Source organism: Kitasatospora sp. NPDC058032 (assembly GCF_042885845.1).
Lineage (GTDB): Bacteria > Actinomycetota > Actinomycetes > Streptomycetales > Streptomycetaceae > Kitasatospora.
This window is the reverse complement of sequence record NZ_JBHVRK010000008.1, coordinates 223022-238801: the sequence shown is the minus strand read 5'-3', so window position 1 is coordinate 238801 and position 15780 is coordinate 223022. Positions and strand designations below refer to the sequence as shown.

The 15780-nt window shown below is 72.8% G+C and carries 8 protein-coding genes; 1 reads left to right on the top strand and 7 read right to left on the bottom strand.

Translation table 11 applies throughout. The features are described from left to right. Genes ACFVUH_RS16150 through ACFVUH_RS16135 form a run of 4 tightly spaced genes read right to left on the bottom strand, consistent with a single transcriptional unit; the run spans window position 1 to window position 4347 of the window. A complete protein-coding gene (locus ACFVUH_RS16150; RefSeq protein ID WP_355367952.1) occupies window positions 1–891 on the bottom strand; it encodes a carbohydrate ABC transporter permease in 891 nt (296 codons plus the stop codon). Continuing rightward, window positions 888–1790, bottom strand: a complete 903-nt coding sequence (locus ACFVUH_RS16145; protein WP_380682820.1) for a carbohydrate ABC transporter permease — start codon at window positions 1788–1790, stop codon at window positions 888–890. Before ACFVUH_RS16145 ends, ACFVUH_RS16150 begins: the two co-directional genes overlap by 4 nt. A gap of 17 nt (window positions 1791–1807) precedes the next feature. Continuing rightward, window positions 1808–3151 carry an extracellular solute-binding protein gene (locus tag ACFVUH_RS16140; protein WP_355367958.1) on the bottom strand — a complete coding sequence of 448 codons (1344 nt, stop codon included), beginning with the start codon at window positions 3149–3151 and terminating at the stop codon, window positions 1808–1810. Window positions 3152–3210: 59 nt separating this feature from the next. Next, the gene (locus ACFVUH_RS16135; protein WP_387913781.1) at window positions 3211–4347 is read right to left on the bottom strand and encodes an aminotransferase class V-fold PLP-dependent enzyme; all 1137 of its coding nucleotides are present in this window, start codon (window positions 4345–4347) and stop codon (window positions 3211–3213) included. A gap of 361 nt (window positions 4348–4708) precedes the next feature. On the opposite strand from ACFVUH_RS16135, the gene ACFVUH_RS16130 reads away from it, so the two are divergent. Next, window positions 4709–7081, top strand: coding sequence for a collagenase (locus ACFVUH_RS16130; protein ID WP_387913779.1), 2373 nt, complete (start codon window positions 4709–4711; stop codon window positions 7079–7081). A gap of 107 nt (window positions 7082–7188) precedes the next feature. Here ACFVUH_RS16130 and ACFVUH_RS16125 read toward each other — a convergent pair whose 3' ends face one another. The 3 genes from ACFVUH_RS16125 to ACFVUH_RS16115 are packed head-to-tail and all read right to left on the bottom strand — an operon-like array spanning window position 7189 to window position 15622. Continuing rightward, the gene (locus ACFVUH_RS16125) at window positions 7189–8148 is read right to left on the bottom strand and encodes a Gfo/Idh/MocA family protein (protein WP_387913778.1); all 960 of its coding nucleotides are present in this window, start codon (window positions 8146–8148) and stop codon (window positions 7189–7191) included. 56 nt (window positions 8149–8204) lie between these two features. Continuing rightward, window positions 8205–9740: a hypothetical protein gene (locus ACFVUH_RS16120; RefSeq protein WP_387913776.1), complete on the bottom strand. Its 1536-nt coding sequence runs from the start codon at window positions 9738–9740 to the stop codon at window positions 8205–8207. Next, entirely contained in the window at window positions 9737–15622 is a 5886-nt protein-coding gene (locus ACFVUH_RS16115) for a hypothetical protein (RefSeq protein ID WP_387913775.1), read from the bottom strand. The genes ACFVUH_RS16120 and ACFVUH_RS16115 overlap by 4 nt, the downstream gene beginning before the upstream one ends. Window positions 15623–15780 lie beyond the last annotated feature (158 nt).

Sequence of the window (15780 nt, the reverse complement as noted above, 5' to 3'; positions counted from 1 at the left end):
TCAGCCTTTCGTGGCGCCGGCCAGCAGGCCGGAGATGAACTGCCGCTGGAGGACCAGGAAGAGGACCATCATCGGCAGGGTGGACAGCGCGGTTCCGGCGAGGATCGGGCCGTAGTCGGTATTGGTCTTCATGCCCTGGAGGGTGGCGAGCGCGACCGGCATGGTGTGCATCTCGGGGCTGCGCAGGGCGATCAGCGGCCAGACGAAGTTGTTCCACGAGCCGAGGAACAGGAAGATCCCGAGCGCGGCGAGCACCGGCCGCATGACCGGTACCACGACCCCGAACAGCACCCGCAGTTCGCCGGCGCCGTCGACCCGGGCGGCGTCGAGGAGTTCGTCGGGCATGCTGGAGAGCGCCTGGCGCATCAGGAAGATGGCGAACGGTACGCACAGGCCGGGCAGGATCAGGGCCTGGTAGCTGTCGAGCAGGCCGAAGGACATCATCATCTTGAACAGCGGGACGAGCATCACCTGGTCCGGCACGACCAGTGTCGACAGCAGGACGGCGAACAGCACCGTGCGGCCGCGGAACCGGAACTTGGCGAAGGCGTAGCCGGCGAGCAGCGCCACGACGAGCGCGCCGACGGTCTGGATCCCGGACACCAGCAGGGAGTTGAGCACGACCCGGCCGAGGCCGACCCGGTCCTGGAGGTGGCGGAGGTTCTCGCCGAGGTGGGAGCCGGGCAGCAGGTGCGGCGGCCAGGAGAAGATCTCGTTGTCGGTGAGGGTGGCGGAGACCACCAGCCAGTAGAACGGGGCGATGGACAGGCCGGTGACGGCGGCCAGCACCAGGGTCACCGGCCAGCCGCGCAGCCGGCGACGTCCCGGGCGGGCGGCGGAGGCCGCCGGGACGGCGGGGACCGCGGGGGTGACAGGCGTGACGGGCGTCATTCGCGTTCTCCCATCAGGCGCATCTGCACCGCGCCGAGCACCGAGACGATCAGGGTGAGCGCGTAGGCGATGGCGGAGGCGTAGCCGAAGTCGAAGTAGCGGAAGCCGTTGTCGTAGAGGTACATCGACACGGTGAGGGTCGCGTTGTCGGGGCCGCCGCGGGTGAGGACGTACGGCTCGTCGAACAGTTGCAGGGTGCCGATGCTGGAGAGCACGACGGTGAACAGCACCACCGGCCGCAGCGCGGGCAGCGTGACGGAGAAGAAGCGGCGCACCGGGCCGGCGCCGTCGACCATCGCGGCCTCGTACAGCTCGCGCGGGATGCCCTGCAGCCCGGCCAGGTAGATGACGGCGTTGTAGCCGGTGTAGTGCCAGGTCAGCACGAGGACGACGGCCATCTGCGCCCAGAAGCCGTTGCCGAACCAGTCGACGCCGGACAGGCCGATCGCTTCGAGCGCCTTGTTGACGGCGCCGTTCTCCTTGTTAAGCAGGAAGGAGAACAGGATGCCGGTGGCGACCAGGCCGGTGACGGTGGGCATGAAGATGCCGAGCCGCCACACCACGCGCCAGCGGACCAGGGCGGCGTTGAGGCCGACCGCCATCAGCAGGGCGAGCCCGAGCATCACCGGGACCTGCACGACGAGGATCCGGGCGGTGTTGCCGAGCGCCGTCCAGAACAGCGGATCGTCCAGCAGACGGCGGTAGTTGGCGAGTCCGGCGCCTTGGGTGGCGCTGCCGGAGCCGGTGGTCAGCGACAGCAGCAGCGAGGAGACGATGGGGTAGGCCTTGAAGGTCCCGAACAGCACCAGCGCCGGCGCGAGCAGCAGGTAGGGCACGGCCCGGCGGCGCAGCCGGGCGCGCCGGACCTGCTTGCTCGGCGCGGCCGGTCGGGCGGCCACCGAGGGGGCGGCGGCGGTCACTTGATCTTGCGCCCGGTCTGCTGGGCGAGCTGCTTGGCGGCCTCCTGGAGCGCGTCGGCCGGGTCGGCGCCCTTGGTCAGCACCTTGGCCTGGGCGTCGCTGACGAGCTTGAGCGCGCGGGCGAAGTCGCCGGAGTAGTTGGTGGCGTCGCCGCCCTCGGAGAGCAGCTCGGTGAAGGTCTTCAGGACCGGCTGGCCGCCGTAGTAGGCGCTCGGCTCGTTGTAGACCGGGTCCTGGTAGGCGGCGGTGAGCGCGGGGAAGACGCTGCCGGCCTTGAACATCGCGTTGACGGCGTCGGGCCGGGTGAGCGCGTACTCGACGAACTTCCAGGCGGCGGCGCGGCGCGGGCTGGAGGAGGCGACGGCGAGGTGGGTGGAGTTGACCAGGGCGGTGCGCTTGCCGCCGGGGGTGACGGCCGGCGGCCGGGTGAGCCGCCAGTTGCCGCTGAGCTCGGGGAACTTGGTCTCGATGAAGTGCGCCGCCCAGGAGGGCTGCGGGCCGGCGCCGAGCTTGCTGTCCTTGATCTGGGCGCGCCAGGCGGTGGCGCCGGGCGTCTCGATGAGGAGGCCGGCCTCGTCGAGGCGCTTGACCAGGGTGAGGGCGCGCACGCACTCGGGCGAGGTGAGGGTGATGTCGCCCTGGAGGTCGAAGAAGAAGGCGCCCTGCTGCTGCATGAGTGACTGCAGGAAGTCCGTGTCGGGGCCGGGGGTGCCGGTCTTGTTGATGCCGACCAGGCCTACGCCGGGGTTGGCCGCCTTGAACGCGCCGGCGGCGGCGACCACGTCGTCCCAGGTCGCGAAGGTGGTCGGGTCGAGCCCGGCCTTGTCGAACATGTCCTTGCGGTAGAAGAAGCCCTGGGCGTTGACCTCCCAGGGCAGGGCGCGGGCCCGTCCGGACTTGTCGGTGACGACCGGCCACAGGCCGGGGGCGAACTTGTCCTTGTGGGCGTCGGCGCCGAGGGCGGAGAGGTCGGCGAGGCCGTTGGGGAACTTCTCCAGGTAGCCGGGCAGGTAGTCGCAGCCGATGTGCAGGACGTCGGCGAGTCCCTGGCCGCCGGCGGCCAGGCCGACGGTGATCTTGTCCCAGATGGCCGGGTTGCCGACGTCCTGGACGTCGACCTTGATGCCGGGGTTGTCCTTCTCGAAGAGGGGGACCACGCCGCGCAGGGCGTCGGCCGCGCTGGTCCAGGACCAGACGGTGATCGTACCGGTGGCGGCGTCCCCGCCGGAGGAGCCGGTGCCGTTCGAGCCGCCACAGGCGGAGAGGGCTCCACCGGCGGACAGGGCCAGCAGGCCGGCGCCGGAGGCGCGCAGCAGTTCGCGACGGGTGAGGTGTGACATGGCAGGCCTTTCCGAGGGGGGTGAAGGGCGGGTGGAACAGGGTCTGGGAGGTGGTCCGCTCAGGCGGCGCGGACCTCCTGCCGGGCGCGGTCGAGCACCTCGGCGAGCGGCACGGCGGCGAGGGGGTCGGTGCTGGCGTGCGGCGACAGCCGGATCCAGCCGGCGCGCAGGGTGGTGGCCAGGCCGGCGGCGGCCAGCGCGGCGTGGACGGCGGCGGGGTCGACGCCGGGCAGCCGCAGGCGGCCGATGCCGCTGCCGGGCTCCCCCGGCCTCCCCGGCCCGCCGTCGGTCTCGGCGCCGACGGCGCGGGCGGCGTCGAGCAGCCCGCCGAGCACCTCGGCGATCCGGGCCTCGATCCGGTCGGCGCCGGTGTCCCGCACCAGGGCGAGCGCCGCGCCCAGTGCGGCGACGGCGGGCCCGTCCGGGTTGGTGAGGGTGTGGGCGACGGCGCCGGGCCGGGGCGGGCACGGGTGGGCGGGCGCCTCGATCGGGTCCTGGACGCCGGACCAGCCGCCGAGGCCGGGCCCGAGCCGTCCGGCCACCCGGTCGCGCACCATCAGCACGGCCGCGCCCCAGCCCGCCCGCAGCCACTTCTGACCGCCGGCGGCGAGCACGTCGGCGGCGTCGGCGGCGATTTCGACGGCGCCGAGGGCCTGGACGGCGTCGACCACCAGGACCCGGTCCGGGCCGATCAGCTCCTTCAGCCCGGCCAGCGGCGCCCGGAAGCCGGTGGCGGCGTCCACGGCGCAGACGGCGACGGCGCGCACCTGGTCGTCGAGATGGGCGCGGACGGTGTCCACGGTGAGCGGTCCGTCGATCTGACGGACCTTCAAGCCCCGGTTCTCCTCGGCGCGCAGCCAGGGATAGAGGGCGCCGGGGAAGTCCGTCCGCGCCATCAGGACGGTGCCGTCCGCACGACCGGGCGACTGCGCGAAGGCGTGCGCCGCGGCGAAGAGCCCGTGCGAGGTGGAGCTCACGAAGGCGACCTCGTGCGGCGCGCAGCCGAGCAGCCCGCCCGCTGTCCGGGCGGCCTCGGCCGTCTGCGCGTCGAGCTCGTCGAGCGCGGACCAGCCGTGCCGGTGAAGCCGGTCGGCCTCGCGGACGAGCACCCGGCGGACCGGCTCCGACACCGGTCCGAACCGGGCAAAGTCCAAGTAACCGAACGGTTCGGCGAACTGCGTCAGGTAATCACGCATAGCGCACTCCCCCACCTTTGGGGCGATTTGAACGTTCAAATCACACATAAACAAACAGAAGTAATCAACATCGAACGAGCGGGAGCCAGCAAACGCTCTTGGTCGAGCCCACGTCAAGACCCCTGCGCCCACAATCGGCAGGTCGAGACCCTCTCGTTACCCGCCGCCATCCCCTGGCGGGCAACCTCTTGCGCAATGCAATTTGACATTACTATTTTACTCATCGACGGGTTGAGCGAATCCACGCAGAGCCCGTCGTGCTCACCCAACTCCCGTGCGACCCAGCGGCCCTGGCGCTCCCCCACGCCCTCGGCCCGAACCGCGCCCGGCGTCGCGCACCCCCACTCCCACAGGAGAACTGGTGTCAGCCACCCCACGTCTGCGCACAGTCCTGCTCTCCGCGGCCCTCGCCGCCACCCTCGCGGCCCCGCTCCTCCAGAGCGCCCAGGCCGCCACGCCCGGCCCCGCGGCCCCGGCCGCCTCGGCGCCGGTCGCCTCCACGCCCTCCACCTTCGGCGAGACGACCCGGGCCCACCACCCGGCCGGCCCGGCGGGCGAGGTCGCCCACGGGACCGCCTCCACCGATCTCCCCGGCCCGCAGGGCGCGCCGGAGAACGCGAACCGCCAGTCGACCGCGACCGCCGGGCAGCCGGTCGCCGACCCGGACGGTGCCCCGACCCCGACCGCCCCCGCCACCCTCACCGCCGCCACCGGCTGTGACCTGGCCGTCTTCAGCGCGCTCTCCCCCACCGCCCTCGCCGACTTCCTGAGCGACCCGGCGCACGGCTACGACGAGTGCCTGTATCCCCTGCTCAGCAGCTGGCGGCCCGAACTCGCCAAGGTCCTCACCCAGGACCACGTGCGCACCGTCGCCGACCGGATCACCTCCCTCGCGCCGGACTTCGACAGCGCCAACACCCACAACCAGCGCGGGCTCTGGTACTTCCTGCACGTCGCCGTCTACTTCGACTTCAGTCACAAGGAGCTCGACTTCGGCGACGACACCACCAAGGCCGCGATCAAGAGCGCCACCGCCGCCTACCTCGCCAACCCGCACGTCTTCGAGCCGACCGAGCACGCCGGCAACGCCATGGGCGAGGTGTTCCAGGCCAACAGCGGCCCGGGGCTGCGCCCCGGCCTCCTCCCGCTCGGTGAGCGGGTGATGCGCCAGTACGCCACCGCCGACAGCCCCTACATCGGCAACCGCGGGTGGAACTGGGCCCTCCAGGCCGCGCTCACCATCAACTTCCAGGGCATCAACAACGTCGTCGAGGACGGCGGGAAGTTCCAGGAAGCCGTCGCCGACAACCCCTCCTACCGGCAGGCGATCCGGGCGTTCGCCGGCTACGGCCACCTCAAGGGCACCGGCACCGAGTGGGCCGCCCGCGACGCGATGCTGGAGTTCGCCCGCCTCGGGAGCATCCCGGCAGTCCTGCCCGAGGTGAAGGCCAACGCCGGCGCGGTCCTCACCGCCACCCGCGACAACTTCGGCCGGCTGAGCCCCGCGTGGGCCAACGCCGCCATCCCGGTCAACGACTACGGCCTCTGCCAGGCATACGACGCCTGCCGGGCCGACCTGATGCGGCAGTTCTTCCCGAACACCTACAGCTACGACAACGGCACGCTCGTCGTCCGCACCGCCCTCGACAAGGCCACCGCCGACCAGCTCTACTACGCCACCAAGCAGGTCAAGGCCCAGTTCTTCCGCACCATCGGCACCGACCAGCCGCTCGCCGACGACACCCACCCCACCCTCACGGTGCAGCTGTACGACACCAAGAGCAACTACCAGCTGCTGCAGAACCTGCTCTTCGGCGTCGGGGACGTCGAGAACGGCGGCATGTTCATCGAGGAGCAGTCCACCTTCTACACCTACCAGCGCCTCAGCACCGAGTCCTACTTCAGCCTGGAGGAGCTCTTCCGGCACGAGTACACCCACTACCTCAACGCCCGCTGGGCCATCCCCGAGAGCGGCTACACCGAGCGCTGGCCGGCCGACACCACCTTCGCCATGAACGAGGGCACCGCCGAGTACTTCGCCGGCGCCACCGCCAAGGACGGCGTCAAGGCCCGCAAGTGGATGCTCACCGAGATCGGCTGGGAGAAGCGCGACGGAAAGCAGAGCATGACGGTCGATCAGATCGTGCACGCCACACGGGACGTGGGCTTCCGCGTGTACCCGTACGCGGCCGTCTTCTTCAACCTGCTCGGCGAGAAGCACCCCGAGCAGCTGGCCGAGATGTACCGCCTGCTGCGCGCGGACGACCTCGACGGCTACAACGCCTGGCGCGACCGGATCGGCCGGGACGCCGGACTCCAGCGCGAGTACGACGACTACCTGGACACCGAGATCCCGCGCGCCGGTGACCTCTACGTCCCGGCCACCGACTTCACCCCCAACGGCCGGCTCCGCTTCGCCTACGCCTACGAGGTGCAGGACGCCTTCGCCCGCGCCACCCAGAACACCCCGGTCTGCAAGGACAACGCCGACTGGAACAACACCGTGCGCTTCACCTGCACCGGCCGGATCACCACCAACCTGAACAACACACTGGACGCCGGCCGGGTCCGCGAGTCGATGGCCGACACCGTCGACTACTACCTGCTCACCCGTGCCGGCACCGCCGCCAACAACCTCGCCGACATGAACTGCTGGTTCGGCAAGATCGAGGTCTGGCCCACCGGCCAGGCCGGCAGCGCCGACTACACCTGTGAGGGCCCGCTCCGCCGCTGACCGTCCTCCCGCGGGAGGACCCGGACCAGGGACGGCCGGGTCCTCCCGCGGGGCGACACGTTGTGGATCCAGCCGCCGGGACCGAGGACCAGGAGTTCTCCCCCCGGCTACCCGGCCGCGGGGGCCGCCTGGTGGATGGCGGCGATCGTCGCGGCGGCGTCGAAGCCGAGCACCCGGTCGGGGCGGCCGGAGAGCAGGCCGGCGTAGAGCGGGCGGTAGTGGGCCACCTTGCGCGGGGTGCGGCCGTCGTTGCCGAAGGTGGCGATCAGCTCGCCGCCACGGGCGGCGAATCCGGTCATGGCCGTGTGGTCGATCCAGACCTCCACCCCGGAGCGGCCGAACACCAGGCTGCTCTCCTTGCTGCTGGATCCGGTCAGCCAGCTGCTGCGCAGCCGCGCCGTGCCCACCGCACCCCGCGAGCGGAACTCCACGGTGCACCAGGCGCTCGCGCCGCCGTCCGCCGGCTGGAGGGAGGTGAGCGCGGTGAGGTCGTCGACGAAGCGGGTGATCATGCTCAGCTGGTTCACCCCCGAGTCCGTCCAGCTGGACCCGTACGAGGCGAAGGCCGCGGGCAGCCGCTGGGCGTACGGGTCGTAGAACGCCGAGGTGATGCCCGTGACCGGCCCCCACTCGGGGTGCGCGGCGAGCAGCTCCGCCGCCCATTCCACCTCCGGCGAGAAGGCGAAGTGGTGGGCGGTGAACAGCCGGCGCCGGACGTCGGCCCTCCCGTCCAGCTCACGCAGCTCCGCGAGCGCGGCCGGATCGTGGACGATGGGCTTCTCCACCAGCACCGTGGCCGCGGAGCGCAGCAGCGCCTCGGTCACCAGCTCGGCGTGCGTCACCGTCGGGGTGGCGAGCACGATCAGGTCCGGCTCGTGCGCGCCGAGCGCCCGGGCGAGCCCGTCGTAGTGCGGAGGCGGCGCGGCACCCCGGAACCCGGACGGCCCAACCGGCCGCGGATCGACGGTGAACTCCAGCGTCACGTCGTCCCGTTCGGCCAGCACCGTGAGGTGGGTCTCGGCGATGATGCCGACCCCGACCAGTCCGACGCGCACCGGATCCGCCATCCGCTCCGTCCTCCTCAGCCGTTCTGTCCCGCTCAGTGGACCCTACCCCGGCCCCGTCAGGAGCCGGCGAGCGCCTCCACCAGCTCCTGGAGCCGGGCGTCGTCGACGGGCGTGCGGTGGGCGAGCTTGTTGCGTGCCTGCCGGAGCGTGCGCAGCCGGCCGAACTGCTCGTCGGTCAGGGTGATGTCCCGCTGCACCGCCGCGTGGTAGAGCTCGCCCAGCTCCAGGGAGGCCGCGTCCGGCGGTGCGCCCCTGGTGTCGCGCGGGGACTGCCGGGCGTAGGTGTCGACGAGCCGGGCGACGCCGCGCACCGCTATCCGCGGGAGGAGTTCGACGAAGCCGAGGCGGGCGTCGTCGATGAGCGGCAGGAGGACACGGTTCTGGGCCTGCCAGACCAGCTTGTCGAGTTCCGCGCCACCGGAGCCCTGCACACCGGAGCCGAGGCTGTGCCGGACCTGCCCCTCCCAGCTGTCCACCAGCCCCGCCGACCACGCCTCGCGCAGACCGTTCTCGGGCAGCGGTGCGTACGCCGCGGCGGGTGTGCCCCGCCCCTGGGCGCCCGGCTCGACGGCCCCGTCCGTGGGCCGGCACTCGCGCAGGGCGGACGCCAGGTCGCCGGTCCTGCCGCTCCAGGCCCTGGCCAGTTCCACCGCGAGTCCCAGATCGGGCCCGGCCGTCTGGACCACGGTCTCGCGGCGCAGGGCGTGCCGGATGAGCTTGGTCGGCGTCATGCGGCTGTGGGCGTGTCCGGAGGCCGGGTGCGGCATCGCGTCGGCCACCACGGTGGCCGTGTCGAGGTGGCTCCAGACCCCCCACCACCAGTGCGGCCGCGACACCGTCGCGTCGAGCAGCCCCACGGTGTCCTCCTCCAGGTCCTGCAGCCGGGAGGCCACCAGCAGCCGCGGACGGTCACTCGGCTTGAGGCCGGCCTCCTTCACGGCGGCCTGGAAGCGACGCACCAGCCGGGACACCGCGTACGGGTCCGCCTCCGTCCAGGCCCGCACGACGAGCACGGGCGTACCGCCGTCCGCGCCGCCGACCAGCTCGGAGACCAGGTCCCCGTCCAGACCGAGACTGCGGGCCAGCCGGGCGGCGACGTCGGTGTCCCGGTCGTCGGAGAGCCCGGCGTCGAGGACCGGCTCGTCGAGAACCGGCTCGTCGACGACGGGTGCGGGCGACAGACCCCCGGACGCTTGGACACCCGTACCCGCGAAGACGCCGAACGGGTCCCAGCCCCCGAAGCCGTCGTCGATGTCGAGGGTGTCCTCGGACGAGTGGGCGGCCCACTCGCCCTCGCCCCCGCCGCCGTCCGGCTCCCAGGGATCCCGGGCGTGCGGCACCGCCGCGACCGGGGCCGGACGCGGAGCCGTCCCCTTGCCCGGCGCCTCCACGGCGTGGTCCAGCCCGTGGACCACCTGCTCCACGGCCCGGTCGGCACGCTCCGACTCCACCTCGGCGTCCGGGAACAGCCAGACGCAGCTCAGCCCGGCCCGCAGGTCGGCGAGCACCCTGGCGCAGTGGCGCCGTGCACCCGGCAGGTACCGGACCGCCTCCGGGGACAGCCCGCCGGCCGGATCGAGGAGCTCGGTCACACCGACCCGCCCTGCGCACCCGCCACGGTCCTGAGCGCGCGGAAGGTGACGCTGTCCACGGTGAGGACCTCACCGTCGTCGTCGAGGACCCCGAGCGCCTCCAGGTCCGCCAGCAGTGCCTCGGCCTCGTCCAGGTCGTCGTCGAGCACGACGGCCAGGTCCTGCGGGATGGCGTGGACCCGGCCCTGCCGGTGCTCCTCCGGGCTGAACAGGTCGGCCCAGCCGGCCAGCTGCTCGACGTGGCGGTCGGAGAGGCCGACCCGCCGCAGGTGGTCACGGGCGAACTCCGGGTCGTCCGCCCGGGCCCGCACCAGGTCGAAGAGCCGCTCCCGGGGAGCGCCCTGGAGGTACTGGGCGATGGCCCACTCGACGAAGCCGGGCCAGCCGCCGGTCACCTCGATCAGGTTGCGCCGCTCCGGGGCCGAGACGAACGGCAGCTCCGGCCAGGCCCGCAGGCTGGTCGTGTTCCAGCGCCGCGGCTGCACCCGGGACACCTCCGGGAAGTCGGAGTGCAGCGCGGTCAACGGGTCGACGACGACCAGCGCGCGCCGGCGCGGGATCTCCTTGCCGTCCTCCTCCGACGCCGAGGTGTACTTGGCGAGTCGCTCGACGTCGGCCCGCACCTGCGCGACGGGGACGCCGCGCAGGTCGACGAAGAGCAGGTGCGGCGAGCGTTCCCGGGCCCACCTGGTGACCGCCTGGGTCAGTTCCGCGGACGCCACGGGCACCACCTGGCACGCGCGTCCGACGTGCTGCCCCGCGGCCTTGGCCAGGAAGTCGGCGCCGAGCGCCGCGGTGGCCGTGACCATCCCGGTGCGCCGGGACAGCACGGCGTGCCACTGCTCGTCCGTCAGCGGGCTCATCCGCAGGATCTGCCGGCGGTCGCGGTCGCGGCCGATGGATCGGCGGGCGACGCGCGGGTTGTAGTCGTACTTCTGGGTGAACTCGCTGGTGTGCAGCTCCGCCTCCAGCTCGTCACGGGTGCCGAGCATGTTGACGAGGTTCGGGCTGCGCATGACGAAGCTGTTGCTCCGGCCCGGGAGCGGGAGGACCAGTCCGAGGCCCTCCATCTCCACCAGGTCGGTGCGGACCTCGTCCACGCCGTTCTGCTCCGGGAACCCGTCCGGCCAGACCCGGTGCGCCTCCTCCTGCAGCTCCTGCGGCGTGTAGCCGCGGGCGTAGCCGTCCGTGAGGCTGCGCAGGGCCAGGATCAGCGTCAGGACCCGGTACCGGTCCTCCAGGTCGATGGTCAGCCGGAGCCGGTCCCGGATCTTGTCCCGGATGCCCCCGTTCTCGACGACCTTCTGCACGTCGGCGTTGGTGATCCGGGGGCGCCCGCCCTCCGGGGACAGGGCGCGGCCCTGCATCTCCTCGACCAGGCCCTCGCAGACGATCTGGACGAGGTTGGCCTGGTTGTTGGTCAGGGCCAGGATGCTCCAGACCAGGTCGGGGTTCTCGAAGAAGAGTCCGGCGGCGGCCAGCGGCTCGACGACCAGGTCGATCGCGGCCTTCGCCCGCAGCGGACCGACCAGGACCGGTTCGCCGCCGTGCCCGGTGATGGAGTTGGTGAGCCGGTTGTAGCGCTGCACCTGGTGCAGACCCGCGAACACGACCTTGAAGCGGCGTTCGGTGTCGGCCATCAGCTTCATCAGGCCGGTGAGGGTCCGGAAGGTCGACTGCGCGCCCGCCGTCGCCGTCTCGACCGGCCGGGCGTCCGCGTTGAGGAACGCGTCCGCCTCGTCGGCGAGGAAGAGGATGCGGCGCTCCTCGCTCTCGTTCAGCCACTGCTGGACGAGGTCGCCGATGGCCGTGGCGTTGGCGTGCTCCGAGACCCTGCGGTCGAGCACCCCGGCGGCCTTCAGCTGCTGGGCCAGCACGCTCCAGATCTCCTGCGGGAGGCGGCTGAGCCCGATCTCGGCGAACCGCAGGTCGGTGTAGACCGCGACCTGGTTGCCGCCGTGCCCGGCGCGGAAGCTGTCGGCCACCTGCTGGAGCAGCGAGGACTTGCCCAGCTGCCGCCCGCCGTAGAGGAAGAGGCCGCCCTCGCGGGCCATGATCGTGTGCTTCTCGTGGTCGCGGCCCTTGAACACCTCGGCGGCGACCTGACCGGCCTGGAACGGCTCGTACGGCCGGTACGCGGCCCAGGGCAGCGTCACCCGCTGCACCGCGCGGAAGGAGCGGGCCTCGCCGGCGGCGATCCAGCCGAACACCGCCGGGTCGACGACGATCGCCTGCTGCGGCTTCTGGTGGGAGGCCTGGGCGAGCCGCCGGCGCCCGCCGATGCCGAGCGGCTGCAGGTAGAGGATGATGTTGGCCCCGAGCGCGGACTCGGGCAGATGACGCATCAGGGCGTCGGGCCCGACCTCCTCGGTGCCGACGATGAGGACCCGGTAGACGCCCTTGGCCCGGGAGCCGATCCGGGACACGTAGCCCGGGACGTTGTCGCTGATCTCCGCGGTGATCGAGAGCGTCATCACCTGCCAGTCCTTGCGGTCCTGGTCCACCAGCCGGACCGGGCCCTTGACGCTCAGGCCGAGCATCCGCAGCACGCTGGGGACGTGCTTCTGGAAGGAGTTGCGGCGCTCGTTCAGCCGCCCGAGCGACTCCCAGGCCTGCAGGGCGACCGTGACCGCGTCGGTCTCCGCCTGCCCGGAGCGCCCGCGCGCGTAGTGGTCGAACCACCAGCGGGCGTCGGCGCCGGTGCTGCTGGCCCTGGGCGAGTCCGGGTGGCCCACGCCCTCCAGGAAGGCCGCCAGTTCGGTGCCGGTCTCGACGACCTGCTCCGGTATGCGCTCGCCCTTGCGGGCGAAGGAGAGCAGTTCCTCGGCGGTGGCGACGTCGCCGCGGTCGATCAGGGCGCTGACCCGGTCGAGGTCCGCCCCTTCGAGCTTCAGGTCGACCAGTTGCTCGCGCAGCTGGTCGGTCTTCTCCAGCATCCGGTCGTCCAGCCGGGAGACGAAGCCCCGCACCCGCTCCAGCAGCGGACGGAACCGCAGGCTGCGCTCCGAGGTCTTGAGGTCGAGCAGCTGGGCCGCCAGCTCGTTCTCCTGCCCGGGGGTGAGCAGGTTCTGCAGGCGGACCCGGGCGAAGAGGTTGTCGGCCTGGCGCAGGGCCGTGCCGGTCCTCTCGCGCCACTGCGCCTCGGCGTCACCGAGCCTGCGCCGCCACACCTCCAGCTGGTTCGCCTCGGGTCCGGTGGCGGCGGCCGGACGGCCCGCCGCCAGGTCGAGGAGCCGCCCGGCGATGTGCAGGTCACCGCGGTCGAGGTGGGCGGCGAAGGCCTTCGCCGGGTCGGCCGGCCGCAGGAGCTCCAGCAGGGCGTCCAGGGCGTCCGGAGCGGCGAGGTCCGGCGTGTCCTGGCCGTCGGCGGTCGCCGTCCAGGCCAGGCCCGGCAGCACGAGCAGCGGGTCGGTGCCGGGCGGACCGGCCGGGGCCCTCGAAACGCCCAGGGCGACTCCGTCGTCGATCCAGTCCAGCAGCAGCCGGACCGCTTCGCCGCCGGGACCCGGCAGCAGTGCCGCCTGGCGCGCCACCCGCCGCGCGGCGACCAGCTCGCTCCCGAGTCGCCGGCTGTCGCCACGCGGCGGCAGCTCGGCGACCTGGACCGCCTCGCGCAGCAGCGTCATCACCTCACCGATGCGCCCGCGCAGTTGGTCCAGGGCGGTGGCGATGATCTTGGTCTTGCGCTGGTTGGGCGAGCTGACCCGGCGCGTGGTCTCCCGGATGATCCGGTCGATCGCGTCGTCCTCGCCGTAGGTGTCCTCCAGGTCCTGACGCAGCTGTTCGGCGGTGGCACCGCCCACCGACCAGGCCACGATCAGGTTGAGGCTGTGCCCGAGTTCCGCGTCGTCCTTGAGCAGGGTCTGCAGCACCCGGGAGGCGAGCTGATAGGCCGTCTTGCTGGTTCCCAGACGGGCCTTGAGGGCCTCCGCCCGGTCCCGCAGGTCCGCCGGGTCGACGGTGTCGTCCTGTCCGAGCCCGGCCTCGTCGCCCGGCTGGAAGGGCACCCCCTTGCGGATCTCCAGCGCCAGCGTGCGGAAGAGCTCGTTCCAGACCTCGGGCAGGCCGGGGAGCTGTGCGAAGTCGTTGACGATCGGCAGCGCCCAGCCCGCCTGCAGTCCGCTGCGCACCGCGGCGGCCAGGGCGATGAGGTAGCCGTCCCGGTCCTCGGCGGTCGGCAGCGCCCGGTCCTCGACGCTGACCTGCAGGGTGATCGCCGCCTGCTGCCCGGGGGCCAGCCCGAACGCCGAGGTGGCGAAGGCCAGCGACCGGCACCGCTCCCGGCGGTCCCCGGCGGCCCGGGTCAGCCAGTACGCCTCGGCCAGCCGGCCGTCGGCGATCAGCTGCTCGACCGGGGAGGGGGCCTCGCCGGTCCGCGTCCAGACGTCGGTCGGTTCGGCGGCCGGCGGCTCGACGGCCACCGGTGCGTCGACCGGCTCGACCCGCTCGACCGGCTCGGCGGGCTTCGGCGCGGCCTCGGCCGACGGCTGCTTCGGGTGGGCGATCAGGTGCGCGGTCGGGTGGGCGGCACGTGTCTCCACCGACTGCCGCGGCACGCCCACGGCGGTGGCGGGCCCGGTCCGGCCGGGCCGCTCCTCCGCGGCCGGCTCCGCCGGTACGGCCTCCTCCGCGGAGCCCGGCGCGTCGAGGGTTTCGACGGTGTCGGCGGGCTGCCCGGGGGCCTCGGGCGCGGTCTCCGGCTGCGGTGCCTCCCGCTCGGCCTCGACCGGGAGGCCACCCTCGGCCGCCGGGACCGGCAGCTCCTCGTCCACGACGTCGCCCGTGCCGTCGCCCGTGGCCTCGGCCGTGACGTCGGCCGTGACCTCGCCCGCCGCAGCCGGCCCGGCGGGCTCCTCCGGGCGGACGGTGTCGACCGGGCCGCTCACCGGCCGCCCGCCCTTGAGCGACCGCAGCTCCCGGAGCCGGGCGCTCTTCGCTTCGACCTCCGCCTGCAGCGCACTGTGCACGGCCGGATAGCTCACCATCGCGGCCACCATGGCGGCGAGCTTCTCCAGCTCGGCCTCCGTGTTCGCGATCTCCTCGTCGGCCTTCGCCGCGCGGACGTCCGCCAGGATCCGGTCGAGGTCGTCATGGGTCTGCGTGGACGCCCACCGCACGTCACCGCCGAGGCCGAGCGCCAGTTCGGCCGTGGCGGCCCGCTGGTCGAACCAGGCGTCCACGGCCGCGGCCAGACCGGCGTCCCGCCGCCCCACGCCGCCGCGGACGTCCACCGCCAGGCGCTCCAGCCGACCGGCCAGCTCCTCGCCCTCCCCGCGCAGACGGCGCGCAGCGGCTTCGAGCTGCTCCGCCAGGTCGTCAGACACCGAGTTCTCCCTGTCCGCGGCTGCGGGTCGTGTGCTGTGCTGGTCGCCGTCCGGGGCCTCCGGCGCGGTCGTGCCGGAGGCGCGCTCCGTTCTGCTCGCACGGCGGCGAGGTCTCGGCTCGGGCCAGTCCGCCGGAGTCGCGGCGGCCTCCCAGAGGGTGCCCCAGTGCTCCAGGACCTGGCCGCGTTCGGGGGCTTCCTGGTCGGTCAGCGGATACCAGTGGAGTGCGAGACAGGCCAGCGACGGCGGCAGGTTCGTCAGCGCCGACCTCAGGCACTCGGCGTCCGCACCCCGGAGACCCTGTTTCACGAAGCCGTTCTGACGTGCCACCTGGTCGGCCGCCTCGCGCCCGACCTCGGCGATGTGCAGCAGCAGGTCGGCGGGAGCCTTGGCGACCCAGGCGCGCATGCCCGCGGCACTCGCGCGGACCTGCCGGGTCGACTCGCCCTTGTAGCTGAAGGTCCGGCCGTGCGCGACGGCGAGGAAGGCGAGAAGTTGTTGCAGGGTGTCCGGTGGCTGTTGGGAGAGCCACCGGCGGAGTTCAGGAGCTGACGACACGCCGCCCATCTTCACACGGTTCCGAAGCCCTCCGCAGCGGAATCGACCAGTACAACGGGCATCTCCCGGCTTTCAAACATCGGAATTGACACGAGATCGTACAGAGCTTGACAGCGGGTCGGCCGAGTGTCGGAGCGGAGCTTCGGTGCTTGGGCTCC